This window comes from Bacteroides sp., from assembly GCF_052357945.1.
GTDB lineage: Bacteria > Bacteroidota > Bacteroidia > Bacteroidales > Bacteroidaceae > Bacteroides.
The window spans coordinates 63706-88445 of sequence record NZ_DAWCXD010000001.1; the positions used below are offsets into that span (position 1 = coordinate 63706).

19 protein-coding genes and 2 tRNA genes are annotated in these 24740 nt (G+C 44.8%); 14 read left to right on the forward strand and 7 right to left on the reverse strand.

What is annotated here, in order from left to right; translation table 11 throughout:
- Positions 1-15: 15 nt before the first annotated feature.
- The 4 genes from ACT8YW_RS00240 (at position 16) to ACT8YW_RS00255 (ending at position 3248) form a co-directional block, all read left to right on the forward strand.
- The gene (locus ACT8YW_RS00240) at positions 16-2310 is read left to right on the forward strand and encodes a leucine-rich repeat protein (protein WP_444103611.1); all 2295 of its coding nucleotides are present in this window, start codon (positions 16-18) and stop codon (positions 2308-2310) included.
- A gap of 126 nt (positions 2311-2436) precedes the next feature.
- Entirely contained in the window at positions 2437-2571 is a 135-nt protein-coding gene (locus ACT8YW_RS00245; RefSeq protein ID WP_262894169.1) for a hypothetical protein, read from the forward strand.
- An 8-nt stretch (positions 2572-2579) separates the two neighbouring features.
- On the forward strand, positions 2580-2825 hold the full coding sequence (locus tag ACT8YW_RS00250; protein ID WP_074556323.1) for a hypothetical protein: 246 nt from the start codon (positions 2580-2582) through the stop codon (positions 2823-2825).
- Between the two features lie 120 nt (positions 2826-2945).
- Positions 2946-3248, forward strand: a complete 303-nt coding sequence (locus ACT8YW_RS00255; RefSeq protein WP_004302297.1) for a helix-turn-helix domain-containing protein — start codon at positions 2946-2948, stop codon at positions 3246-3248.
- Positions 3249-3486: 238 nt separating this feature from the next.
- Here the strand turns inward: ACT8YW_RS00255 and ACT8YW_RS00260 are convergent, their stop codons facing one another.
- Both ACT8YW_RS00260 and ACT8YW_RS00265 read right to left on the reverse strand, forming a co-directional pair.
- Positions 3487-5604, reverse strand: a complete 2118-nt coding sequence (locus ACT8YW_RS00260) for a BT4734/BF3469 family protein (RefSeq protein WP_444103612.1) — start codon at positions 5602-5604, stop codon at positions 3487-3489.
- Between the two features lie 87 nt (positions 5605-5691).
- Positions 5692-5922 (reverse strand): DUF4248 domain-containing protein, encoded by a 231-nt coding sequence (locus ACT8YW_RS00265; protein WP_004305834.1) that lies wholly within the window; start codon positions 5920-5922, stop codon positions 5692-5694.
- Positions 5923-6115: 193 nt separating this feature from the next.
- Between ACT8YW_RS00265 and ACT8YW_RS00270 the strand changes: the two genes are divergently transcribed.
- From ACT8YW_RS00270 to ACT8YW_RS00280, 3 genes are read left to right on the forward strand one after another with little or no spacing between them, the layout of a single operon-like run.
- Entirely contained in the window at positions 6116-6619 is a 504-nt protein-coding gene (locus ACT8YW_RS00270) for an HU family DNA-binding protein (RefSeq protein ID WP_004305836.1), read from the forward strand.
- The gene (locus ACT8YW_RS00275; RefSeq protein WP_004302306.1) at positions 6616-6807 is read left to right on the forward strand and encodes a hypothetical protein; all 192 of its coding nucleotides are present in this window, start codon (positions 6616-6618) and stop codon (positions 6805-6807) included. The genes ACT8YW_RS00270 and ACT8YW_RS00275 overlap by 4 nt, the downstream gene beginning before the upstream one ends.
- Positions 6794-7237, forward strand: coding sequence for an N-acetylmuramoyl-L-alanine amidase (locus tag ACT8YW_RS00280; RefSeq protein WP_444103613.1), 444 nt, complete (start codon positions 6794-6796; stop codon positions 7235-7237). The genes ACT8YW_RS00275 and ACT8YW_RS00280 overlap by 14 nt, the downstream gene beginning before the upstream one ends.
- A 27-nt stretch (positions 7238-7264) precedes the next feature.
- Here ACT8YW_RS00280 and pflA read toward each other — a convergent pair whose 3' ends face one another.
- The gene (gene pflA, locus ACT8YW_RS00285) at positions 7265-7993 is read right to left on the reverse strand and encodes a pyruvate formate-lyase-activating protein (RefSeq protein ID WP_004308786.1); all 729 of its coding nucleotides are present in this window, start codon (positions 7991-7993) and stop codon (positions 7265-7267) included.
- A gap of 15 nt (positions 7994-8008) precedes the next feature.
- Positions 8009-10237: a formate C-acetyltransferase gene (pflB, locus tag ACT8YW_RS00290; RefSeq protein ID WP_004302311.1), complete on the reverse strand. Its 2229-nt coding sequence runs from the start codon at positions 10235-10237 to the stop codon at positions 8009-8011.
- Positions 10238-10476: 239 nt separating this feature from the next.
- Between pflB and ACT8YW_RS00295 the strand changes: the two genes are divergently transcribed.
- Both ACT8YW_RS00295 and ACT8YW_RS00300 read left to right on the forward strand, forming a co-directional pair.
- Positions 10477-10561 (forward strand) — tRNA-Ser (locus ACT8YW_RS00295).
- Between the two features lie 78 nt (positions 10562-10639).
- Positions 10640-10727 (forward strand) — tRNA-Ser (locus ACT8YW_RS00300).
- An 80-nt stretch (positions 10728-10807) separates the two neighbouring features.
- Here the strand turns inward: ACT8YW_RS00300 and nuoE are convergent.
- From nuoE to ACT8YW_RS00315, 3 genes are read right to left on the reverse strand one after another with little or no spacing between them, the layout of a single operon-like run.
- Positions 10808-11284: an NADH-quinone oxidoreductase subunit NuoE gene (gene nuoE / locus ACT8YW_RS00305; RefSeq protein WP_008021615.1), complete on the reverse strand. Its 477-nt coding sequence runs from the start codon at positions 11282-11284 to the stop codon at positions 10808-10810.
- An 18-nt stretch (positions 11285-11302) separates the two neighbouring features.
- Positions 11303-13069, reverse strand: coding sequence for an NADH-dependent [FeFe] hydrogenase, group A6 (locus tag ACT8YW_RS00310; RefSeq protein ID WP_444103614.1), 1767 nt, complete (start codon positions 13067-13069; stop codon positions 11303-11305).
- Positions 13070-13080: 11 nt separating this feature from the next.
- A complete protein-coding gene (locus ACT8YW_RS00315) occupies positions 13081-14988 on the reverse strand; it encodes an NADH-quinone oxidoreductase subunit NuoF (RefSeq protein ID WP_087318456.1) in 1908 nt (635 codons plus the stop codon).
- A gap of 163 nt (positions 14989-15151) precedes the next feature.
- Between ACT8YW_RS00315 and ACT8YW_RS00320 the strand changes: the two genes are divergently transcribed.
- From ACT8YW_RS00320 to ACT8YW_RS00340, 5 genes are all read left to right on the forward strand, one after another.
- A complete protein-coding gene (locus ACT8YW_RS00320; RefSeq protein ID WP_444103615.1) occupies positions 15152-17905 on the forward strand; it encodes a six-hairpin glycosidase in 2754 nt (917 codons plus the stop codon).
- Positions 17906-18146: 241 nt separating this feature from the next.
- Positions 18147-18692 (forward strand): DUF3575 domain-containing protein, encoded by a 546-nt coding sequence (locus tag ACT8YW_RS00325; protein WP_004305849.1) that lies wholly within the window; start codon positions 18147-18149, stop codon positions 18690-18692.
- 26 nt (positions 18693-18718) lie between these two features.
- Complete coding sequence (locus ACT8YW_RS00330) at positions 18719-20752, forward strand: carboxypeptidase-like regulatory domain-containing protein (RefSeq protein ID WP_444103616.1); 2034 nt, start codon at positions 18719-18721, stop codon at positions 20750-20752.
- Between the two features lie 24 nt (positions 20753-20776).
- Entirely contained in the window at positions 20777-23143 is a 2367-nt protein-coding gene (locus ACT8YW_RS00335) for a hypothetical protein (RefSeq protein ID WP_444103617.1), read from the forward strand.
- Positions 23144-23362: 219 nt separating this feature from the next.
- On the forward strand, positions 23363-24733 hold the full coding sequence (locus ACT8YW_RS00340) for a DUF5690 family protein (RefSeq protein ID WP_444103618.1): 1371 nt from the start codon (positions 23363-23365) through the stop codon (positions 24731-24733).
- Positions 24734-24740 lie beyond the last annotated feature (7 nt).

A 24740-nucleotide genomic window follows, 5' to 3' on the forward strand; every position in this document is an offset into this window, starting at 1 on the left:
AAAACAAAGTGAAGTATGAAAAGAATCAATTTCTGTTTTATGCTGCTTTTAGCAGTAATGATTATCGGGTGTGATGACGGCGAACTTGTCCAGCTACAAAAAGATGTAACAGACCTCAAATCGAGAGTTGAAACACTGGAAACTTGGTGTAACACGGCAAACACACAAATTTGTGCATTGCAAGGGCTTGTCACTGCATTAGAGCAAAACGACTACGTGACGGGAGTTACGCCAATTGTGGAAAATTCAAAAGAAGTGGGTTACACTATTTCTTTCAGTAAAAGTAATCCTGTCACCATCCGGAACGGAGAGAAAGGCGCAGATGGCGTTACTCCCGTTATCGGCGTAAAGCAGGACACGGATGAAAACTACTATTGGACGGTGAAGATTGGTGATGCAGAATCGGTATGGATGAAGGATGCCGCAGGAAATAAGATTCGTACGACAGGCAATTCCCCCATATTGAGTGTCGCAGAATTTGAAGGTCAGTTTTACTGGAAGATAGATGACCAATGGATGCTCAATAATGGTCAGAAAGTACCCGTGACAGGAGAGCAGGGCGATGCCATTTTTGCAGAAAACGGCATTGACTATCAGAGCGACCCGGAAAATGTTATATTCACATTGGCAGACGGAGTGACTAAAATTACACTGCCTAAGACTACTTTTGTAACCATCGGTTTTGACAGCTATGAAGTATTTTATGCTTCGGCAACCGATAATTCGATTACGCTGATTTTACCGTCCACTCTAAAAGAAGAAGATTATACGGCTATCACAGCAACTGTGACCAATGAAAGCGGAACAGGTATGGATATTCAAACCCGCTCTGTCGCCACGCAGGAAATATGGGGCGTGCAAGTCACTAAACCGAGCTTTGCATCTGGTACTGTCATTGCAGGGAGTGCCAAAGTAACGATCACCGCGCCTGCCAATATCAAACTTTCGGCAACCGCCTTGCTCAAAGCAACCATTACCGATAAAAACGGCAAAGAGTTTGCCGTTACCCGACCTGTAAAATATTTTGATGGTGTGATTGTGGAAAGTACGGCAGGAAACTTGAATACTGTTGTTACGGATGGCTCTGTACGCAACCTCGCTATTAAAGGCAGCATGAACGCGGACGACTTCGCATATATCAGGCAATCATTGAACGTATTGGAAGTATTAGACTTGTCAATGACCGATCTGACTGTCATGCCCAACCGTGGACTGGCGTTTTATAACCCTCAAACCGCGAATACCACTCTCAAACGAGTTATTCTTCCAGCTACTGTTACCGCGATTGAAGAAGCCGCATTTGCCAATTGTCGCGCATTGGAAACGATTGATACGGAGAACGCCCTAAGCATTGGGAAATGGACTTTTGAAAACTGTGTAAGTCTGCGCAACCTTCGTGTAGGCGAGAAAATGGAAACCATCTACGATTCGGCATTTATGAATTGCACCGCTTTGGGAACCATCAATATCCCGGGAAGTGTGCAGACTCTGGGACGCTGGTTGTTCCAGGGGTGCGAAAGCTTGGAAACTATTACTCTTAACGAAGGGCTCCGTGAACTTTCGGCTTCTACATTCTACGGTTGCGGTGTCGTATCGATTCGTATTCCTTCAACTGTAACCGAAATCCCTGATTTCGCATTTCAGGAATGTAGCAAACTGGAACGGATAATAATGCATGACAGAGTCACTTCGATAGGACAAGGGGTGTTCACTCGTTGTTATTCTTTGAAAAATGTAAAGATTCCCGTTGGTGTAACTGTGATTCGCAACAATACATTTGATGAGTGCAAAAGTTTAGGATCTGTGATCTTTCATGATGGTATTACGGAGATTCAGGAACGCGCATTTGGTTATTGTACCCATTTGGAAGGAGAGACGACAGGAGGATATCTTACGCTTCCCTCTTCATTGACAACTTTGGATAATGGAGCATTTCAGGACTGCACTAGCCTGTTGGCTGTTGATATGTCGAAGACAGCCGTTACGACTATACCAGAGAATCTTTTTGCTCATTGTGGGAAGCTTTCTGCCATAACTTTACCCGAAAATTTGCAAACAATAGGAGAATGGGCGTTCACGACATGTCCCGTGGCAGGAATAACATTACCTGCCAGTGTGACTTCTGTAGGAAACTATGCTTTCTGGCAGTGTGCAAAATTGAAGCAGGTTTACTCTAAGGCTCTGACAGCTCCGACTATCGGTGCGCAAACATTTGACCCTGAATACAAAACGGGTCGTACAGCGTATACTCCATCAACAGCCGATTACACTTTATGGAACAGTTATTTTGACTCAATAGGAAACTTGTAGATAATTAGGCCTGACTTTTTGTATCAATTATTTGAACATATATCTATCTTTGCCGTTCCGGAATCGTTGCAGTCTTCTGCCTGTTTCCGGAATGGCTTTTTTATAATCAATTAAATGAAAAGTTTTATGGAAAATTCATGTAATGATGAATTGTTTTGTTCATTGAAAAATGAACTTCGTGAAGTAACCGCACAAATCAATGTGCATAGTGAAAAATTAATGGATCTGCTCGACCAAAAAAAAGAATCGTCAGTCAACTGACTCGAGAGATGTCGCATCTCACGCCTGTCATCATCGAGTATCGGGGAAATCCGAAGCAATATGTCTCTGTTGTGCTCGATGCCATCAATCAGGGTAGGTTGACGTATGACGGAATAGCAAATTGCGAACAGACTTTTCGTGCGTTAGCAAGCGTTGTAGATGTGATAAGCCCTAAGAATGGGAAAACGCTTAGTGTAGAGACGCTGGTGTCTTATGAGAAGAAAAAGCGTGCCGGAGAATTTGAGGAAAAATAATATAAAATAAAAAGACGATTGTTGTATAGTTGAACAACAATTCGTGTATTTGCAATATGGAAAAGAAACGTAAGATCCGTACTGAAATAGATAAAGCATTAAAAATAAAGGAGGAATATTATGCAAATAAACAATCATCAAATAGTAGATTATGACGCTGTTCTTGATGCGAAATTTGGAGCAGAAGGTACTCCCGAACGTGCGGAAGCAGAAGAAAAAGCGTATGCTTTCTACACCGGGCAAATTATCGAAGACGCAAGGAAAAAGGCTAAGATTACTCAAGCAGAGTTAGCCCGACGTATCGGTTCCGACCGTTCTTATATTTCAAGAGTGGAAAGTGGTCAGACAGAACCTAAGGTTTCTACCTTCTATCGCATCATGAATGCGTTAGGTTGTAGGATCGAATTTTCGATGTCTTTATAAGAAGCGATTAAAAAAAACATGGTGGGAAATTTGAAAAAGACAGTTATCTTTTTCAAATTTCCCACCGTTTTTTTGAGGAAGAAAAAGGAAAAGGTGAGGGTAGGTGAGGGTAAATTTCTAACATTCGTATTTTTTTTTAGAAGAAAATAGAAGAATAGAAATAAGAAATATAAAAATGAAAAGTTGCAAAAGTACCCTCACCAACCCTCACCTTTTTGCGTGCGAAGGAGATGAAATCTTATTCATATAGCCTGTTTGATTTCACCTGTTCTGTATCAATAATGAATACAGTGTATCTTCTCCCGTTTTTTCCCTTATGAAATTCGAAGCCGTGTTTGGACATCACTTTTCCTAGTTGGGCTTTGGTTCCGTGAGAATATTGATACCCCGTCCGTTCGCGAATCAATTCCGCAATTTCAGTGACCGTCAGATAATGCACCTTTTCGAAACGTTCCGGTTTGCGGATATGTGTCAACACCAGTTCTTCTTCCGGTGAGTGGAAAATGAAATCCTCGTTGTTTTCTTCAATCCGTGAGTTTTCCGACTGGGTGAACCAATACTGATACCCCGGCTTGTTGAGTAGATACTTGATTTGTGCATACAACTGCGCGTAGTTTATTTTGATAAACTCCATCGAGTTGACATGAAAGCAGAGAAAACGGCGGTTACCTGTGGTGTCGTGAAGCACTTCCTGATAATTGCATGTGCCGGCAAAAGAAGCCGTGTGAGGAAAGTTCTGCGAACGCCGCGCGTATGGCAGGCGGATACTGATTACTTTGCGGGTGACTAAATCCTTGAAGATATTCAGTTCCCGTCCGTTCATCCCTTCAAACTCATCCAGATTGATAAGCATCGCCTGCGCTATTTTGGCCAGATCATCCTTGTTGTTCGGGTTGATAAGACCGGTAGAAAGATAGGCGCGCAATTCGGGCGGCAGCAGGTTGTTGATAAACGTAGTCTTTCCGATGTTCTGTATTTCGCTGCAAAGCAACAAAACAGTATGGTTCACCACATCATCTTGTGTGGCGGCAGCGCACATTCCCACCAGATAACGTTCCAGACATTCTACCCAAAATTTCTGGTGACTAGTATGCACGCTGTTGGCAAGGATACCGATATAATCCGTTCCGTCCCATTCAGGCAGCGAGTCTAAATACTCGCGAATAGGATGGTAGGTGATGCTGAAGTCGGAGTAGATCAGATTCTGAATCGTCTTGACGGTGCACGAATAGCCTAGTTCGTTCATCTCCATCCAAATGCTGTTTTCCATCATTTCGTCGAGAATATGGAAAGGTTCCGGTTGCTCTGTGTCCGTTTTCCTTCTGCGATATTCCATGATATGAAGTACCTCGTTGTAGCGTGTATCATAATTTTCTTTGATATGTTGCTCAATCTGTAACATTCGCTTCTGCGTACTATTCAGCTTGCGGGTGTCGAATTCCTCGTTGTGTCCGTAAGCACTCCCGATCAGTGCGTCCATTTCATCCTCGGGAAGATCGGTGAACTGGCTCTTGATAAAAGCTGCCGCCTCTTCCTGGGGGACGCCGTAGCGATTGTACATACAAGCCAGGCAATGCAGGTAGTTGTTCCGGTTGCCGGTGACGTACTTTTCGGATTTATTGTGATAATAGTTCAGAGTCACCATTAAGGAAGCGTGCGAGGAATGGTAGTTGAGTGCCACTTGTTCGGTGAGGGGATTGTTGTCTGGTGCTGTCGTCTTTTTCTTTTTGCCGGATGCCCTTTTCTTCTTTTGAGACTTGAAGAACATCGGTGGCTGTTCCACGATGACAGCTGTGGCATCGGGATTGAAATAAATATCCGGATCGTAAGAGAACAGGCAAGTGCGGCTGACATCCTGTCCGGAAGTGTCGACCTCAACTCCGCAGAGCTGGGCATAAAAGGAAGCGATTTTGTGATAAGCGGCATGATGGAAATCTTCAATTTCCTGAATCGTTTCGGGCAATGTCCCGTCCGTCCGGCATACACGTACCACGATTTTCAGTCCCATTCCTTTGGGACTGATGAAAGCGATGCGGGTGTGGGCACACTTTTTTGCCAGTGCGAGGATGCGTGCCAATGCTTCCTGTGTCTGATGGTCGATGTCTACCACGATGTATCCCAGATACTTGACGAGAGTTGCGTTTGAACGTCCTCCCCGATAGTTGGCTGAAAAGGTGATTTCCGGTAGTTCTATTTTCTTTTCGTTGGCTGCTTTCTCGCCTTGTTCCGCGAAGATTCGGCGCACGTCCTCCACTGTTTCCCGGTATGTGCCGTTGCTGATGGCCGATACGATTTCTTCTTCTGTCATTTCGGCTATGACGCGGTAAAAGTCTTGAAAGATGGTAAAATGATCCATGTTGGTTTGTTCTTTTTAATTTGCGGTTGCAAAGAAATTTGTTTGTAAAATAATAGAATGGAACTTTTCGTTTTTTTGATTAAGTTCCTAGGGTTCTCCCAAATAGCGTATGATCGTTGCCACTTGCCGGGGAGAGAGAAGGCGGTTGCGGGCACGATAGCCTTCTTGTTCGAGTTCTTGCAGGAGCGGAAGGTTGTAGACAATCCAACGACGTAGTATTTGTAAGGCTACTTTAAGGCATACGTTGGGGTTGTAAAGATGAGCTAGTTCCGACTTTTTATAAGTGCGGATATGAAACGGCTGATCCGGATAATACATGATGAATGGTATTTGGTTTATGCTATAAAGTTACTGAAAATTAATGGCTTATTAAAAGAATAACGTCATTATTATTCATAGAATATCAGGAAACTTCGTTGGGGAATCCGGAGGGTGAAAAATGTGTTATCTTTATGTCGTTAACAAATAAGGAACGCGTTCGAAATGTATGAAAATTTAAAATTATTTTATTATGGCAATGACAGTAACTTATTCAGTAGTGCCGCGCAAGAATCCTGCCAAAAAGGATGAGTCGGCCAAGTATTACGCGCAGGCACAGGCTTCGGGAGAGTTGGATTTTGAAGAGTTGTGCGAAGGAATCACCAGTCGGTCTACCTGTACGGAGACAGATGTGCGTGCCGCCATTTCGGGTATTCTTTATGAGGCGAAGCGTGCGTTGAAAGCGGGAAGAATAGTCCGGCTGGGTGATTTGGGTAGTTTGCAGATCGGGTTGAACAGTGAAGGAGCTGTGTCGGTCAAGGAGTTTTCAAGTTCGCTGATTACGGCTGCCCATATTATTTTTCGTCCCGGAAAGACGTTGGCGGACATCACGAAGATTCTTAGCTACCAGCAGGTAACGACGCGTGCGGTGGCCCAAACGGGCGGTAGCGGCAATGAAGGAGAAGACGATGACAAAGGTTCCGGTGGCGGTTCAGACGGTGGTGGAAGCGGAGAAGCTCCGGATCCGGCAGCATGATAACTTTAATATTAGATCAAATGAAAGAAATTGTAACTAAGATTTTGGATGTAATCATGTTCCTTGTGCCTTTCTTCGGAAAAAGAAAGCGGAACAGAATTGTGAGAGAGGTGCGCTTCAATGCTACCCATAAGGAAGTGTGTAATGTGAAAACGACGGAAAGGGAGAAGGACGATGAGAAAGATTAGTCTGATTGTGATTCACTGCTCTGCTACCCGTGTCGATCGCGACTTCACGGCGAAGGATGTGGACACTGCCCATCGCTTTCGGGGCTTTTCGTGTTGGGGGTATCATTATTATATCCGCAAGTCGGGACAGATAGAACCGATGAGGGATGAAGATACGGTGGGTGCTCATGCACGCGGTTTTAATGCGATTAGTTTAGGGGTGTGCTATGAAGGCGGGCTGGATGAGAACGGAAAGGCAGCAGATACACGTACTTCTCGCCAGAAAGAGGCGATACATCGTCTGGTAAGTGAGTTGCAGCAGCGTTATCCGGATGCAAAGGTGGTCGGTCACCGGGACTTGAGCCCTGACACTAATTATAATGGAATTGTAGACCCCTGGGAACGGATCAAAGAGTGTCCCTGTTTTGAGGTGAAAGCAGAGACATGGTGATTTTTATCCTATTTATTACTGTGGTGGTTAATTGACCACCACAGTAGTGAAATACTCTTTAAATACCTCCGCGGCTTTTTCAAGTTGTTCGGGGGTATTTTCTTTTACGTCTTTCAGCTTGTATTCCTGCTCCATTGCTTCATACTTATGTACGCCTAATGTATGATAAGGCAGGATTTCCACTCGTTGCACCATTTTATATTTTCCCAGAGCCTCTCCTAAACGGCGGATGTCTTCCTCGAAATCGCTGTATCCGGGCACTAATACATAACGCAGCCAGAAAGGTTTCTCGTTTTCTTCCAGCCATGCTGCCGTGCGGATGGTTTGCTCGTTACTTCTTCCGGTCAGTGCTTGATGGCGTGCCGGATTGAACTCTTTAATATCCAGCAATACAAGATCCGTCAGTTTGAAAAGTTCTTCTACTTCTTCGTTCCAGATACCGCCGTTGCTGTCTATGCATACATGTATTCCCTTTTCTTTCAGTTCACGCACTAAAGGGACTAGTGCTTTGGCCTGAAACGTAGGTTCTCCTCCGGAGAAAGTGACTCCTCCGCGTTTCCCGAAAAAAGGACGTTGGCTCATAGCCATGCGGACGATTTCTTCCGGTGGGGTAGGTGTGCCTCCTTTTCCGGCTATTGTGTCAGGGTTGGCGCAATATAGGCAGCGGAAATTGCATCCTTGAAGAAAAACGACGAGCCGTAAGCCCGGCCCGTCGAATGTTCCCATACTTTCGTATGAATGTACGTTTATCGTCATATTGAGTAGATCTGATTACATACGTTCGTGGAAGCTACGGCTGATTACTTCCAATTGATGTTCGCGGCTCAACTTCACGAAGTTTACGGCATAACCGGAAACACGGATTGTAAGCTGCGGATATTTTTCCGGATGCTCCATTGCGTCGTAAAGCATCTCACGGTTCAGCACATTTACGTTCAAGTGGTGAGCGCCTTTGGTGAAGTAACCATCCATCATTGTCACCAGATTTTCTACGCGATCTTCTTCAGTAGCTCCCAGTGATTTCGGAACGATGGAGAAGGTGTTGCTGATACCGTCTTGTGAGTCGCGGTAACGCAATTTCGCTACGGAACTCAAAGAGGCGATAGCACCGTTCTTGTCACGTCCGTGCATAGGGTTGGCTCCCGGAGCAAAAGCGACACCTTTGGCGCGTCCGTCGGGAGTAGCACCTGTTTTCTTGCCATACATCACGTTGGAAGTGATGGTGAGCAAAGACAGAGTAGGACGGGCATTCTTGTAAACCGGAAGTTTCTTCAATTCTTCGCTGAAGAAATAGACCAGGTCAACACCCAGGTGGTCTACCTTGTCGTTGTCATTACCGAAGCAAGGGAATTCGCCTTGAATATCGAAACCTTCTGTCAGACCGATGTCATTGCGGCGTGCAGTCACTTTCGCATATTTGATAGCCGACAGTGAATCGAGGGCGATAGAAAGTCCGGCTACACCGTAAGCAAGGTTGATGCGCGGGTTGGTATCTACAAGAGCCATTTGAGCTTTTTCGTAGTAATACTTATCATGCATATAATGGATGATGTTCATTGCTTCGTTGTAAACACGGGCGATTTCTGTCAATACCTTCTTGTAGTTGCTCATTACTTCTTCGAAGTTCAGTGTGTCGCTGGTTAGTACGGGGATATTTTTCACCATTACCGTACCGGTGTTTTCGCAGCGTCCACCATTGATGGCAAGCAACAGGGCTTTTGCCAGGTTGCAACGTGCGCCGAAGAATTGGATTTGTTTTCCGATTTCCTGATAAGATACGCAGCACGCGATTCCGTAGTCGTCAGACTGGCGCACTTCACGCATCAGGTCGTCGTTTTCATATTGGATGGAAGAAGTGTCGATAGATACTTTTGCGCAGAATTCTTTGAATCCTTCCGGCAGTTCCGGGCTCCACAATACAGTCAGGTTCGGTTCCGGTGAAGGGCCGAGGTTGTAGAGTGTTTGCAGGAAACGGAAAGAAGTCTTTGTCACCTTCGTGCGTCCGTCGTTGAGGCGTCCGCCCAGAGATTCGGTTACCCATGTCGGGTCGCCGGCAAAGATGTCGTTGTAAGATTGCATACGCAGGTGGCGCACCATACGCAGTTTGATGACAAACTGGTCGATCAGTTCCTGTGCGAAAGATTCTGTGATGGTTCCTTTGCTCAATTCATATTCCATATAAATGTCGAGGAACGAAGAGACGTTACCCAGTGACATGGCAGCACCGTCTTGTTCTTTTACGGCAGCAAGGTAAGCCATGTATACCCATTGTACTGCTTCTTGTGCGGTGTAGGCAGGACGGCTCAAGTCGAGTCCGTAGTATTCGCCCATTACCTTCATGTCCTTCAATGCCTTGATTTGCTCTGCCACTTCTTCGCGCAGGCGGATGCGGGCATCGGTCATCGGACCGGTAAGGTTACGCAAGTCTTCTTTTTTTGCCTCAATCAGTCGGTCGATACCATAGAGAGCCATACGGCGGTAGTCGCCGATGATACGTCCGCGGGCATAGTTGTCAGGAAGTCCGGTGAGGAATCCCAGAGAACGGAACGAACGGATTTCTTCGGTATATACGTCAAATACTCCGTCATTGTGCGTCTTGCGGTAGTGAGTGAATATATCTTTTACACGGTCGTCCACTTCCACGCCGTTTTCGTGGCAGGCTTTGCTCACCACGTTGATACCTCCGAAAGGTTTGATTGCACGTTTCAGAAGTTCGTCTGTTTGCAGACCGACGATCAGTTCGTTTTCTTTGTCGATATATCCGGCTTTATGAGAAGTGATGGTTGAGACGGTGACATTATCCAGTGAGCGTACTCCGTTATTGGCTCTTTCTTCTGCCAGTGCTTCGAGGCAGCGATTCCATACAGCTTTAGTGCGTTCGGTAGGTCCTTCGAGGAAAGAAGCATCTCCGTAATACGGAGTGATGTTGTGACTAACGAAATCTCTTACGTTGATTTCTGTGCTCCAAAGACCGTCTTTAAAGATCTTGTTTAATTCCATAAATGATAAAATTAGAGGTTGTAGTTATCCTTTTCTTTAGAGCGCACAAAGTTACAACGTATTTTCATATAATCAGCATAAATATGCTCTATTTTATGCTTTTCAACATAAAATACCTAGATATTGCTATTCTTTGGAAATCTTCCCCAATTTTTTTTCGTGGAAACTCTTGCATGTTTAAAAAAAGTTCGTACCTTTGCACCGCTTTTAACGAAAAGCACTTCTGAAAAGGAAGTTTTGGAGAGGTGGCAGAGTGGTCGATTGCGGCGGTCTTGAAAACCGTTGTACTGCGAGGTACCCGGGGTTCGAATCCCTGTCTCTCCGCTAGGATAGCAGCTTTTAAGCTGCTATTTCTTTTGTGGAAAATATATTTCCATTGTCTGTTTCTTTATTGATAAATAAGGAGAGGTGCTCGAGTGGTTGAAGAGGCACGCCTGGAAAGCGTGTATACCCCTAAAGGGTATCACGAGTTCGAATCTCGTTCTCTCCGCTTTTTTGTTTGTTGTTAAAAAAATGTTTGAAAGCGGCTGCCTTGATTTTTCAAAGCAGCCACTTTTTTATTCCGGACATTTATTCCAACTCCTCGATAATCTTCTTCACATCTATCGGTTGCAATCTTCCGTACACTTTCTCGCCAATCATCACTACCGGAGCCAGTCCGCAGGCGCCTACGCAGCGCAGGCAGTCCAATGAGAATTTTCCATCCGGTGTGGTTTCGCCGACTTCGATGCCTAGTACGCGCTTGAATTCTTCGAGCAACTTCTCGGAGCCGCGCACGTAACATGCCGTACCCATGCAGACGGAGATGGGATGTTTCCCTTTCGGGGTCATGGTGAAGAAGGTATAGAAGGTGACCACTCCATATACTTTCGATACGGGGATATTGAGTTTGGAAGCGATGATGCGTTGCATCTCTTCGGGCAGGTAGCCGTGCAGGTGTTGCGCTTCGTGCAAAATATTGATTAGTTCGCCCGGGTTGTTTCCGTGCTTGTCGCAAATCGTTCGGACTTGTTCTGCCACATCGCAGGCTAGTTTTATATCTGACATAATACTCTTCGTTTAAAGTTAATCCATAGATTTGTTGAAATAGTGCGTGTGCAATAGCGTTTCCGATATCTCGCCTAGTGGTTTGCCGAGATATTCCTCGTACAAGGTCTTGATGTACGGATTCTCGTGCGATTTGCGCAAAGGTTTGTTGGCGTCTTCGCGGTAGAGTGCGTTGGCGCGTGCATACAATATTTCCGAGTTGCCGTGATGCAACGGCTGTCCGCCTCCTCCGATGCAACCTCCGGGGCAAGCCATAATTTCGATTACATGATATTCGTTGTGCCCGTTCCGTATATCTTCCAGTAGATGGCGGGCGTTGCCTAGTCCGTGTGCGATGCCTACTTTTAATTCAAATCCGTTTAGGTTGATGGTAGCACGTCGGACACCGTTAAGTCCGCGTACTTGTTCGAGGTTTACATTTTTCAGAGATTCTCCGGTATAGATTTCATAAACAGAACGGAGGGCAGCTTCCATTACACCACCTGTTGTACCGAAAATAACGCCGGCACCGGTCGATTCACCCATAGGGTTGTCAAACGGGCTGTCCAGTACCAGCGGGAAGCCGATATTGGCGCGTTTAATCAGTCGTGCCAGTTCGCGGGTGGAAATAGAATAATCTACGTCGGGAATACCGTTCATTTTAAATTCATCGCGGGCACACTCGTACTTCTTTGCCAGACAGGGCATGATGGATACGACTACCAACTTTTCTCTGGGAATTCCCATCTTTTCCGCCCAATAGGATTTGGCGATAGAACCGAACATCTGTTGTGGTGAACGGGCGGTGGATGGAATGTCTAGCATATCCGGGAAGTGATGTTCGAAGAAGTTCACCCATGCCGGACAGCAGGAGGTCAGGATAGGTAACCGTACGGACTTATCTCCGTTGAGATAGCGCGTCAGACGGTTTAGTATTTCCGATCCTTCTTCCATGATGGTGAGGTCGGCGGCAAAGTCAGTATCGAATACATAGTCGAATCCCAGTTCACGCAGGGCATAAACCATTTTTCCGGTTACCAGTGTGCCGGGAGGAAAACCGAATTCTTCGCCCAGGGCAGCACGTACGGCAGGGGCTGTTTGCACAATCACCACTTTATCCGGGTTAGCTAAGTCGTCGAGCAGGCGATTCGTATAATCGCGTTCGGTCAGTGCACCCACCGGACAGACAGCTACGCATTGTCCGCAATAGGTACATTCGCTTTCCGTCATCATCCGGTCAAAGGCAGGGGCTATCGTTGTGTTGAATCCGCGACGGATGGCACCGAGCGCACCGACTGTCTGAACATCGTTACAGACACTTTCGCAGCGGCGACAGAAAATACATTTATCCATGTTGCGCACGATGGAGGCAGTGATTTCCCGCTTGCGGGGAGAGAGCTCGCCTCCATTGAAAGGCATTTCGCGGATATTAAAGCGTAGCGCTAATGTCTGAAGTTCGCAATTGCCACATTTGGGGCAGGTGAGACAGTCGTTGGGATGATCCGACAGGATAAGTTCGGCTACCACTTTGCGTGCGTTCATCACACGTAGCGTACTGGTTTTCACTATCATTCCTTCCGTGCAACGGGTAGCGCAGGCAGGAGCTAGATTGCGGCGTCCTATTACCTCGACTACGCAGATGCGGCAGGAAGCAGGATTGTTCTTTATGCAGGTGCCTTTCAGGTCGATGTGACACAAAGTAGGTATGTTGATGCCGATTTTCGTGGCAGCTTCAAGGATGGTACTTCCTTCGGGGACGGTGATGAAATGACCGTCTATCTGGAGGGTGATTTGTTTATCTTCCATAGTAATCGATTTTAGCAGACAAGAATAGCGTTGAATTTGCAGCGTGCCATACACATGCCGCATTTGATACATTTATCGGGAGCAATGACATGTGGCTTGCGCACCAGCCCGCTGATAGCATCCGCCGGACAGTTTTTAGCGCATAGATGACAACCAATGCAACGTTCCGGACTGATGGTATACGTTAATAGTGATTTACATTGCTTGGAACGACAAGTCTTATCCCGCACGTGTTCCATATATTCATCGTAGAAGTTATCCAATGTGGATAAAACAGGATTCGGAGAGGTTTGTCCCAGTCCGCAGAGGGCCGTATCTTTGATGACTTGTCCCAAAGTGGCAAGTGTGTCCAGGTCTTTTTCTGTACCTTTTCCTTCCGTAATCTTGTTCAGTAGTTCCAGCAGACGTTTGTTTCCAATGCGGCAAGGTGTGCATTTCCCACAGGACTCTTCCACTGTAAAATCCAGATAAAAGCGGGCTACGGATACCATGCAGTCGTCCTCATCCATGACAATCATCCCTCCTGAACCCATCATGGAACCGGCCGAGAGAAGGTTGTCAAAGTCAATGGGAGTGTCCAGATGTTTTTCTGTCAGACAGCCGCCTGACGGTCCTCCTGTTTGTACAGCTTTGAATTTCTTTCCGCCTTTGATGCCTCCTCCGATTTCGTAGATTACTTCCCGAAGAGTAGTTCCCATCGGCACTTCGATCAGCCCTACATTATTAATCTTTCCGGCAAGAGCAAACACTTTGGTTCCTTTGGAACGTTCTGTGCCAATCGTTGCAAACCAGTCGGCTCCTTTGGTTAGAATAATGGGAATATTGGCAAGTGTTTCCACATTATTTACATTGGTTGGTTTTCCCAGATAACCGGATTCGGCAGGGAAGGGAGGTTTCAGAGTCGGCTCTCCCCGTTTTCCTTCCATCGAATGAATAAGGGCAGTTTCTTCTCCGCAGACAAAAGCTCCGGCTCCGTATCGTATTTCTATGTCGAAACTGAAATCTGTTCCTAAGATATGATCTCCCAGTAATCCGTATTCGCGTGCCTGATTGATAGCTGTTTTCAGTCGGTTGATAGCTAGCGGATATTCTGCACGGATATATACTAATCCTTTGGTGGACCCGATGGAATAACCGCAGACACACATCGCTTCTACAATCGAATGTGGGTCGCCCTCCATAATGGAACGGTCCATGAATGCACCGGGATCTCCTTCGTCGGCGTTACAAACCACGTATTTGACATCTGACTGTTGCTTGTTGGCAAATTCCCATTTCAGTCCCGTCGGGAAACCGCCACCACCACGTCCGCGAAGTCCCGAACGTTTGATAATATCAATAACGTCCGTCGGCTTTTTGTTAAGCAGGCAATCGGCCAATGCAAAGTATCCTTCACGGGCGATATACTCTTCAATATTTTCGGGATCGATAAAACCACAGTTACGCAATGCGATGCGGAGTTGTTTCCGGTAGAAATCCATGTGCTTGGAGTCGCTGACGGTATGTTCCGTTTTGGGATCTACATACAGCAACCGTTCGATTCTTCGTCCTCCGATGATATGCTCGTTGATGATTTCTTCCGCATCTTCGGGAGTGACTTGGGTGTAAAAGGTATTATCGGGGATAATTTTCACGATAGGACCTTTTTCACAGAAGCCGAAACAGCCTACGGTGATGACTTCTACTTTGTCGGTGATTTCGTTCTTTTGGATGGCTTTTAGAAGATTGTCTGTAATACCCTGGCTGGAAGATGCCTTACAGCCTGTACCACCGCAGATCAGAATCTGAAGATGTTGCGCACCGGATGCCAGTCCGTAACACTTTTCAGTCACCTTTTCATTACTTTCTTCGCGCAATGAAAGATTGTGCTCTGCTCTCTTCCTGATTGTTGCCAAATCATGGATAGATAAAATTTTCATAAGTATCAGAATTGTTAGTCGGTTTTTTGCAAATATAATTCTTTGTTTGAAATAACAGCGTAGTCTCGTACAAATAAAATTGTTCTTTGACGGAGGATTTAGGTAAATAAATCTCTATCTTCGTATTTAATAGGTATCAAACCTAAAAAAAGAAAATTGAAGTATGAGACGAATTTTACTTGGACTATGTTTTCTATCCTTTCTGAACAGCGCATCCGGACAAGAGATTCCTTTGCCGGAAAAGATGCCGCAGACACATCCGCGGGTACTGACTACTCCGGTGGGAAAGCAGGAAACATGGAAGCTGATTAAAAAAGAAGAATGGGCGAAAGATGTTTTCAATAAATTGAAGGAACGGACGGAAGTATATACGAACCTGACGGATGCTGAACCGGCGTGGTTGCTGTCTCGTTTGGCAATGTACTGGAAGTCTCATGCCACGGAAGTATATGTGAAAGGTGAAACGTTCGACCATGCAGGTGGTGAAAGAGCTCCTTATCCCACTGTGCGCTACACGGGAACCCGTGGCACAGCTGCTACCCACGGCCGTCCCAAATTGGCGGATGTCGTTCCTTATGATGATGAGGACGGGAATGTCACTTTCTGCAATAATGCACTTCCTGACCGTCCTATGGAGAGTGTACACCCATCCAAAACAGGCCGGAATATTGAAAGCCTGAACTGCGAAATCCTGGGAATTGCCCGTGATGCCGCTTTCCTTTATTGGATGACGGATGAAGAGAAATTTGCTAAACTTGCCGCAGGGGTCTTTGATACATATATGACAGGCATTTATTATAGAAACGTGCCCATCGACCTGAATCACGGCCATCAGCAAACATTGGTAGGATTGACTTCTTTCGAAGTCATCCATGAAGACGCACTCCATATCGCTGTCCCTTTATATGATTTTCTATATAATTACCTAAAGGCCAATTACCCGGATAAAATGGAAATCTACGCCGGAGCTTTTAAGAAATGGGCGGATAATATCATTGCGAATGGTGTGCCTCATAATAATTGGAATTTGCTACAGGCACGGTTTATTATGAATGTCGGATTGGTATTGGAAGACAATAAGGAATATGCCGACGGAAAAGGACGTGAATATTATATCGACTATGTGATGAATCGTTCCAGCATCCGCCAGTGGAGTCTGACGCGATTGGCGGATTATGGTTTCGATATAAATACGGGAATTTGGGCAGAATGTCCGGGATATAGCAGTGTGGTAATCAATGATTATGCCAATTTCGTGAATCAGTTTGATACGAATCTGCAATATGATTTGGTGAAAGCAATGCCTGTATTGTCGAAAGCGGTAGCAACCACTCCCCAATATCTGTTTCCCAACCGTATGATTTGTGGCTTTGGAGATACGCATCCGGGATATTTGAGTACGAACTTCTTTATCCGTATGATACAGAATGCACAGGCGAACGGGAAGAAAGAACAGGAAAACTATTTCACGGCTTTATTGAAATGCCTGAACCCGGATTTGGGAAATGATAAAACAGAAAAGAAGAATGTGCGTGTATCTGTCAATTCTTTCTTTGAAGATAAACCGCTGACGCTAAATCCCAAAGTGCAGCCGGGAAAGATAGAAGATTATGTTTCTCCTTTGTTTTATGCTCCCAATGTGTCATGGCTGGTACAGCGCAACGGTATGCATCCGCGCAACAGTTTGATGATTTCGTTGAATGGCAGTGAAGGTAATCACATGCACGCTAACGGCATTTCGATGGAACTTTACGGAAAAGGATACGTATTGGGTCCGGATGCAGGTATCGGGCTTTTCCTGTATAGCGGACTGGATTATGCGGAATATTATTCTCAATTCCCCAGTCATAATACAGTTTGTGTGGATGGAATATCGAGCTATCCGGTGATGAAAAGTAACCATTCTTTTGATTTGCTTTCCTGTTTTCCGGCATCAGCGGAACCGGGCAAAGCATTTACGTCCGTTACTTACAGTAACCTTTATTTCCGTGAACCGGAAAGCAGGGCGGATCAGACCCGTATGATGAGTATTGTCACTACCGGGGCGGAGACGGGGTATTATGTCGATGTATTCCGCAGCCGGAAAGAGAAAGGAGGCGATAAGATGCACGATTACTTCTATCACAACCTTGGACAGACTTTGACATTGACGGCAGCAGATGGCAGCGACCTGAATCTCCAGTCTACGGAAGAACTCGCCTTTGCAGGCGCACATCTTTACGCTTATTCCTATTTATATGATAAGAAAGTGGCTGCGACCAATAAGGATGTCAAGGCAACTTTCACCATAGATATGAAAGATAAGGACGGCGATGATATATACATGAATCTTTGGATGAAAGGCGAACCGGATCGTGAAGTCTTTACGGCTTTGGCGCCAATGACCGAAGGGCTAAGCCGTACACCGAATATGCCCTATAATATAAAGGAGCAGCCGACGCTGACATTTGTTGCCCGTCAGTATGGAGAAGCTTGGAATCGTCCTTTTGTTTCGATATATGAACCGAGTACAAAAAAGGAACCGTCTGCTATTCAGTCCGTCTCTTATTTTGATGTGGAAGGAGTAGGTTTAGAAGATTTTGCCGGAATCTGTGTGAAAAGCAAAAACGGACGTATAGATCATATCTTCTCTCTATCCGATGCTGCACAAACCGCTACTTATCAAGGAATGAAAGTGAAAGCGGATTATGCTGTTATCAGCAATGAATATGCAGGAAACCGGACGTTGTTTTTAGGGAATGGAACCCAATTGGTTGCACCCGGGGTAATGATTCAGACCGACAATGCCGCTAATGTATTGCTCGAAAAGAAAGAAGGGAAATGGTATATTATTTCTTCTGCTCCCTGTACGGTTGTTATCGGCGATAAGAAGATAAAATCCGATGCTTCGTCGGAGCCTATGTTGTTGCGTATCTGATGTTTCATTGGTAATAAAGAAAAATTGTATATCTTATCCGTAGTATGGTATATTATGGCCTAAGATGGAAATTGTTGCAATAAAAAACAAAAAAAGCGTGTTTAAACGTTTTTAATACTATATTTTTTCTAATTTTGTGGCTTTCTGTCCAAGTAGTATATAAAATGGACAGTAAGCCCTTTTTTTGTGGGTAAATATTTAGTGGGAAATATTTAGTGGGAAATAAATGATGGTATATGTGATGAGAAATGGTCGCAGGGTAATAGCTGCGTTATCATTTCTGTTATTATGTTGTGGTGTACATGTGCACGCACAACGGGTGGCTGTAAAGACAAATGCATTGGGTTGGCTGACCGCCAGTCCGAATGTAGAAGCAGAATTTGTATTGGGTAGTCATGTCTCCTTGAACATGGGGATTGCTGCGAACCCAATCAGTACAGACAACTTTAAAACGACTTTCACGCATTTTCAGCCTGAAGTTCGTTACTGGCTAAATCGTCCGATGGTGAGTCATTTTCTTGGAATCACCGCTTTCGTGAATAATTTTGATATGATGGTAAAAGATGTGCATCACAAAGGCGATGCATACGCCGCTGGTTTGACCTATGGATACGCATGGGTGCTGGGCGATCATTGGAACATCGAAGCAACTGCCGGAGTGGGTGTGTTGCGCTACCGTCAGTTTAAGTATGATAAGGGTACTCCGAAACCGGGTGCGGTCAACGATAGTAAGACCACCATTGCACCTGTCAAACTGGGGGTATCCTTTGTTTATATTATTCGATAACGAACATTAGCTAGTCAGAAAAGAGAATGAAAATCAATTTGAAACGTGATAGATTAACAGGTATACTTCTCGTGGCGATGATGTTCGTCGGTATGAATGTATCCGCCCAACGGATCCGCGTGCAGGGGCATATCACAAACCCGCAGGGAAAAAGTGTTCCGAATGTAAATGTGTTGAATCCGGTCAATGACGAACGTATAGAAATGTCCGACGAGGATGGTCGTTACAGTGTCTTGGTTGAGAAAAACGGCTCGTTGAAGTTTACATGTGTCGGTTATGAAGACAAAACAGTGAAGGTGGCAGGAAAGCAGATTCTGAATGTAGTATTGAAAGATGCCGTCATCGAACTGGACGAAGTTACAATTACTTCCAAAGTGAAGGACAAAGTGATTCCGGAACCTACGGACATCGAAATCAAAGGTAATTATTTCCATCTGAAAACTCGTGTCCCGGTGCCTAAGGAGATGTTTAACTCACATCGTCGCTTGGTATTGCAGCCTTCCATTTATGATGTGACACTGAAAAAGCGTCTGTTGATGCGTCCTGTTGTATTCGACGGGGATACTTATAATACAACGCAAAATCGAATGTACGATTATGATATGGATAAAGATCCTTTGCACGATTACATCCGTGTGAAAACTACTTCTTCACGCAAGGGGGATATTATTGCTTACCATGATTCTATCTATATAGAATATCTGCAACATGACTACCGTGCAGATGTGCATCTGGCGATGGAAAATTACCGGAATATCATTTATCGTGACTCTTTCTCCATTGCACGCGGAACGGTCAACCCGCTTCGCTTCTTGGAGTATAAATTCTCCGCTTTCAGCCTGACGGACGAGAAATACCTTCCGAAACCCGTGATGCAGTTGCGGGATACGAAAGGTGAGGTAAACTTAACCTTCCTGGTAGGTAAAGCCGACCTGGATGATAAGAATCCACAAAATCAGGTGGAACTGAACCGATTGAATCAGGAATTACGTGGTATTGAGACGAACCCGGATGCCTCTTTGAAGAGTTTCCATATTACGGGGGTGGCTTCGCCGGACGGTTCTTACGAGACGAATCTTCGTCTGGCAAAATTGCGTACGGATAAAGCCCTGGAACGTATACTGGCACAACTGGACCCGGAAACACGTAAACTGTTGGAGGTGAAATCGGATGCATCGGTTGCCTCCTGGAAGGAGGTAGCTGAATTGCTGAAAAAAAACTCCAAGCCGGAACTGGCTAAAGAAGTAGAGGACTTAATCAAACAATACGCAGCTACTCCTTACCGGTTGAATGGGGTCTTGAAATCGAAACCTTTCTACAAGGAACTTGCGGCTACTTATCTGCCTAAATTGAGAAAGGTGCAATATACGTATGGTTATTCAATCTTCCGTTCTTTGACGGACGACGAGATTAGAGAACTTTACAGAAAGAATCCGAAGCAACTGACCCGTTTCGAATATTACCGTATGATTACGACAGCAAAAACTCCCGACGAAAGGGAAAAGTATTGCAGGGAAGCTCTTGAACTTTATGATAACTTTACGTATGCAGCCAATGAACTGGCAGTGGCAACGATACAGAAAGATACTCCGGATTCACGTATTCTCGAACCGTTTGTCAGTAAATCGGCACCGGCGGAGTTATTGTCCAATCAGGCTATTGCCTTGCTGCATGAAGGGAAATATACAAAAGCAGATTCAGTCTTGACCTTGGTTCCCGAAGAAGCGGTTTCTGAAGATTTGCAGGCCATTGTTCAGGCATTGGCCGGTTATTATAATGATGCTTTCGAAAAGGTGGCGGCTACCAGCCCTTTCAATGAGGTGGTGATGCTGCTGGCAATGAAGAAGAATCAGGAAGCATGGGATAAGATTTCTACCATAGATGTAGAGACCGCCCGCGAATATTATATAAAAGCGATTGCCGCCAACCGCCTGGAGAAAATAGGTGATGCGATTATGAGCATTGAGAAGGCCCTTGAACTTGATCCTTCCTTATTGGAAGTAGCGAAGGTGGACGGTGATATTATTGACTTGCTGCCGGAAGAGCAGAAAATTAAATAATGATATATACAACAAGAGTAAACGATGAATATCTTCAGAATCAACAATAAATATGTAGCAGTGGCAATCTTCCTGATGCTTGCTGTTACCTTACAGGCACAGGATTATGGTGCATTGCAATATATGTTACAGAAACGGCCTGCAAATGAAAAGTTCGAGAGCAATAAATTCAATGAACATCTCTTTTTCTCTGCCGGAATAGGGCCATACAGCTTGTTAACAAGTGGAGATAGTCAGGATGGAATGGGAATGACCGCCCATCTCTTTATGGGAAAGTGGATTACTCCGGTTCATGGACTTCGGATAGGGGTGAATTTAGGTTATCTGCCGTCGAGTATCTACGATTCTAAAATAAAAATGGGTGGCGGCAGCCTGGACTATCTGTTGAATATGTCCTCCCTGGCATACGGATACAATGCAAACCGTTGTTTTGAGTTAGTAGGGATTGCAGGTATAGAAGCCGGTTATTCTAAGGTGGGCGACAATAGCGATCGTTCCGAAAAGTATCCGGATTTGAAAGGCGGCGGTCAGCTTTATTACGGTGCTCATCTCGGTTTACAGGGAAATGTACGTCTTTCTTCTACATTGGATTTGTTTGTAGAACCGCGGATCGGATGGTATAATGACGGTTTTGCGTATACGGAAAGTTGGAGAAACTATAAAATGGCTGGTTCGGTTCTGGTAGGTCTGACCTATATGCCTGCTGCTCCGATGGGAACTAAGATTCATTTCGATGATTTCGATAAAAGTTCCTTCCTGAATCATATGTTTATCTCTTTATCTGGTGGTATCAGTACACTGAAAGTTCCGGGAATCAAGAATACGATTAAAGGATTAGGTCCCCAGTTCTCTGCCGGAATCGGTAAATGGTTCAGTCCTTCTTCCGGTCTGCGTTTGTCCGGGACGGTTGGACTTTCGGACACCCCTTCGGGCAGTGCAAGCGGCTACTTTAAACATGTCGATCTGCATGCGGACTATCTGTTGAATATCAATAATGTTCTTTGGGGATATGATGAAGACAGAATATTTAGTCTGATCGGTATTGCCGGAGTTAACCTGGCAGGTACGAAAGGAGTGGATAAAACCGCCAAGTATGCTCCGGGAATAGGAGTCGGTGTGCAAGGAAGTTTCCGTATCAACCGTTCTGTGGATTTATTTATAGAACCTCGCTTCAATGTGTATAATAAGAAATATGCAGGAGGTCGCGGAGTAGGTGGCAATACGGATCAGCTCGGAGAGTTGAATTTTGGTTTGACTTATCATACGATTGACCGTGCGGCACGTCCGAAGAACGGATTCTCAAGCAATCACATCGCAGACAATCTGTTTATGACTTCGGGAATCGGTGTGCAAATGTTCCTGAATAAGACGAATCTTGAAAACCTTGGTTCTTTAGGTCCGCAGGCTTCTGTCTCTATCGGTAAGTGGTTGAGCCCTTATTCCGGTTTGCGCCTGGTGGGTACGGGTGGATTCTTTACGAACTATGTAGTTCCGGGAAGTGTTAAAGCGGGCAAACTTAGACATGCCAGCGTCAGTGGTGGTCTTGATTATTTGTGGAACATAACGTCTACCATGAGTGGATACAATCCCGATCGTACCTTTGATTTAATAGGTTCGGTAGGTGTCAATCTTGCTTATACTTCCAAATCAGACCATAAATTCCAACCGGGTGTTAATGCAGGCATACAGGGATTATGGCATGTGAATGATTTTCTTGGTTTGTACATTGAACCGCAGATTCGCTTGTATGGAGATAAATTCATTGAAGGTAATCTGGGCTTTATGCAGAAAGACGTAATGGTAGGAGTCAATGCAGGTTTCCACTATCGCTTTGTTCCTTATTCAAAAGCAGCCAATCGTAGCGTGTTTGGTCAGGATGACAAGCGTTACTTCATCTCCGGTGCACTTGGATTGGGTAGCTTGCTCGTAGCCAACAAAGATTTGGTGAAGAATGCAGGTGTAGAAGCAAAAGGAAGCATAGGTAAATGGTACACTCCGTTATCTGCATGGCGGGTAAATGGAACAATTATGTACAAGGCCAAAACGTCGTCGAAGATGAATCTTCATTATGCTGGTTTGGGTATGGATTATATGATGAGTCTGGCCACATTGGCAAAAGGATACAGCCCCGATCATGTGATAGATGTTGTTCCTTTTGTGGGAGTTACGGCCGGACTGGTACGCCGTTACGGTAAGTTCCGAGCAGTGCCGGGACTGGATGCCGGTGTGCAGGTAAAGCTGAAAGTGGCTTCTTCTTTGTATCTGTATGCCGAACCTAAAGTCGGTATCCGTACCGATACATACGATGGCTCCGAACAGGGAAGACCTGACCGCGTAGCTTCCATGGTAGGTGGATTATTGTACAGATTCAAGATGCCTACTTTCCAATAAGAAGAAAAATAAGAAATCGAATAAAAAGGGTTGCGCAATACCGGATTAGTGATTGTGCAACCCTTTTTGTATTCCATTTCCAAGAAATTACGGTTACATAAACGTTACATTAATATTACTTCCATTTCTACCTGATAATGAATAAAATGAATCTTTAGAATTCATTTTCTCCCTTGCTATTCTCCTCTACTTTTGCTCCAGAAATTAAAACGAAAACGTATGAAAACGATTACTGAAGCAATATCGAAACTAAGTTCAAACAGAAGATTAGCCGATTTCCTCTTTATTCTATGGGCAGGTGGAGCAGCCCTTCTTTCTTACTCACTGGTTTATACATTGCGCAAACCTTTCACAGCTGCTACTTTTGACGGGATAGAAGCATTCGGCTTTGATTATAAAGTACTGGTTACTATCATTCAGATAGCAGGTTATCTGATAGCCAAGTTTATAGGTATCAAGTTGATTTCCGAATTGAAGAGAGAGAATCGCCTGAAGTTTATACTCGTTTCCATTGCCGTAGCGGAATTGTCATTGGTTGCGTTCGGAGCACTTCCCACTCCTTATAATATGTTTGCCATGTTCTTCAATGGATTGTCATTGGGCTGTATGTGGGGAGTTATTTTCAGTTTTATCGAAGGTCGCCGCACTACGGATATTTTGGCCAGTCTTTTAGGAATCAGTATTGTTATCAGTTCGGGAACGGCAAAATCCATCGGATTGTTCGTTATGAATACATTGAACGTCAGCGAATTTTGGATGCCGGCACTTATCGGTGCTTTTGCACTTCCTTTATTGGCTCTTTTGGGATATAGCTTAACCCGTTTGCCACAACCTACGGCACAAGATATAGAACAAAAAAGTAGTCGTGTAACTCTGAATGGCAAGCAACGGAAAGAACTGTTCATCGACTTTATGCCATTTCTTGTATTATTGTTTGTAGCTAACCTAATGTTGGTAGTGCTTAGAGATATTAAGGAAGATTTCCTGGTGAAGATTATTGATATGAACGGACAGTCCTCATGGATGTTTGCGCAGGTAGATACAGTCGTTACATTAATAATTCTGGCGTTATTCGGAGCGATGGTCTTTGTGAAAAGTAACATAAAAGTTTTGGTTGCCCTGCTGGGATTGGTCGTACTTGGGACAGCCACCATGAGTTTTATATCTTTCAATTATGATTCTCTGCAATTGGATGCAATCACCTGGCTGTTTGTCCAAAGTCTCTGTCTGTATATTGCCTACCTCTGTTTTCAAAGCATTTTTTTCGACCGCTTCATCGCTTGTTTCAAGATAAAAGGAAATGTCGGTTTCTTCATTGTGACCATTGATTTTATCGGATATACGGGAACTGTACTTGTCTTGATGTTCAAAGAATTTGCCCATGCAGACATAAACTGGTTGGAATTTTATAATATATTATCCGGTTACGTAGGACTGATCTGTACGGTTGCTTTCACCTGCTCCATGATTTACCTGATACAGCGCTATAAAAAAGAGAAACAACTGAAGAAAGCGAAAGAAGCCGAAATGAGCAACAGGATAAAATTTACGGGAGAAGGTATGGAGCCAACTACTTTTTCACAAATTTGATAAAAGG

Excerpts from the sequence above, each read along its gene's own strand:
- ACT8YW_RS00255 (WP_004302297.1), top strand. The coding sequence starts at position 2,946 with ATGCAAATAAACAATCATCAAATAGTAGATTATGACGCTGTTCTTGAT.
- ACT8YW_RS00310 (WP_444103614.1), bottom strand. The coding sequence starts at position 13,069 with ATGGAAGATAAACAAATCACCCTCCAGATAGACGGTCATTTCATCACC.
- ACT8YW_RS00240 (WP_444103611.1), top strand. The coding sequence starts at position 16 with ATGAAAAGAATCAATTTCTGTTTTATGCTGCTTTTAGCAGTAATGATT.
- ACT8YW_RS00330 (WP_444103616.1), top strand. The coding sequence starts at position 18,719 with ATGAAAATCAATTTGAAACGTGATAGATTAACAGGTATACTTCTCGTG.
- ACT8YW_RS00270 (WP_004305836.1), top strand. The coding sequence starts at position 6,116 with ATGGCAATGACAGTAACTTATTCAGTAGTGCCGCGCAAGAATCCTGCC.
- ACT8YW_RS00245 (WP_262894169.1), top strand. The coding sequence starts at position 2,437 with ATGGAAAATTCATGTAATGATGAATTGTTTTGTTCATTGAAAAATGAA.
- ACT8YW_RS00260 (WP_444103612.1), bottom strand. The coding sequence starts at position 5,604 with ATGGATCATTTTACCATCTTTCAAGACTTTTACCGCGTCATAGCCGAA.
- ACT8YW_RS00265 (WP_004305834.1), bottom strand. The coding sequence starts at position 5,922 with ATGTATTATCCGGATCAGCCGTTTCATATCCGCACTTATAAAAAGTCG.
- ACT8YW_RS00280 (WP_444103613.1), top strand. The coding sequence starts at position 6,794 with ATGAGAAAGATTAGTCTGATTGTGATTCACTGCTCTGCTACCCGTGTC.
- ACT8YW_RS00250 (WP_074556323.1), top strand. The coding sequence starts at position 2,580 with ATGTCGCATCTCACGCCTGTCATCATCGAGTATCGGGGAAATCCGAAG.
- ACT8YW_RS00275 (WP_004302306.1), top strand. The coding sequence starts at position 6,616 with ATGATAACTTTAATATTAGATCAAATGAAAGAAATTGTAACTAAGATT.
- ACT8YW_RS00340 (WP_444103618.1), top strand. The coding sequence starts at position 23,363 with ATGAAAACGATTACTGAAGCAATATCGAAACTAAGTTCAAACAGAAGA.
- ACT8YW_RS00315 (WP_087318456.1), bottom strand. The coding sequence starts at position 14,988 with ATGAAAATTTTATCTATCCATGATTTGGCAACAATCAGGAAGAGAGCA.
- ACT8YW_RS00320 (WP_444103615.1), top strand. The coding sequence starts at position 15,152 with ATGAGACGAATTTTACTTGGACTATGTTTTCTATCCTTTCTGAACAGC.
- ACT8YW_RS00335 (WP_444103617.1), top strand. The coding sequence starts at position 20,777 with ATGAATATCTTCAGAATCAACAATAAATATGTAGCAGTGGCAATCTTC.
- pflA (WP_004308786.1), bottom strand. The coding sequence starts at position 7,993 with ATGACGATAAACGTACATTCATACGAAAGTATGGGAACATTCGACGGG.
- nuoE (WP_008021615.1), bottom strand. The coding sequence starts at position 11,284 with ATGTCAGATATAAAACTAGCCTGCGATGTGGCAGAACAAGTCCGAACG.
- ACT8YW_RS00325 (WP_004305849.1), top strand. The coding sequence starts at position 18,147 with ATGAGAAATGGTCGCAGGGTAATAGCTGCGTTATCATTTCTGTTATTA.
- pflB (WP_004302311.1), bottom strand. The coding sequence starts at position 10,237 with ATGGAATTAAACAAGATCTTTAAAGACGGTCTTTGGAGCACAGAAATC.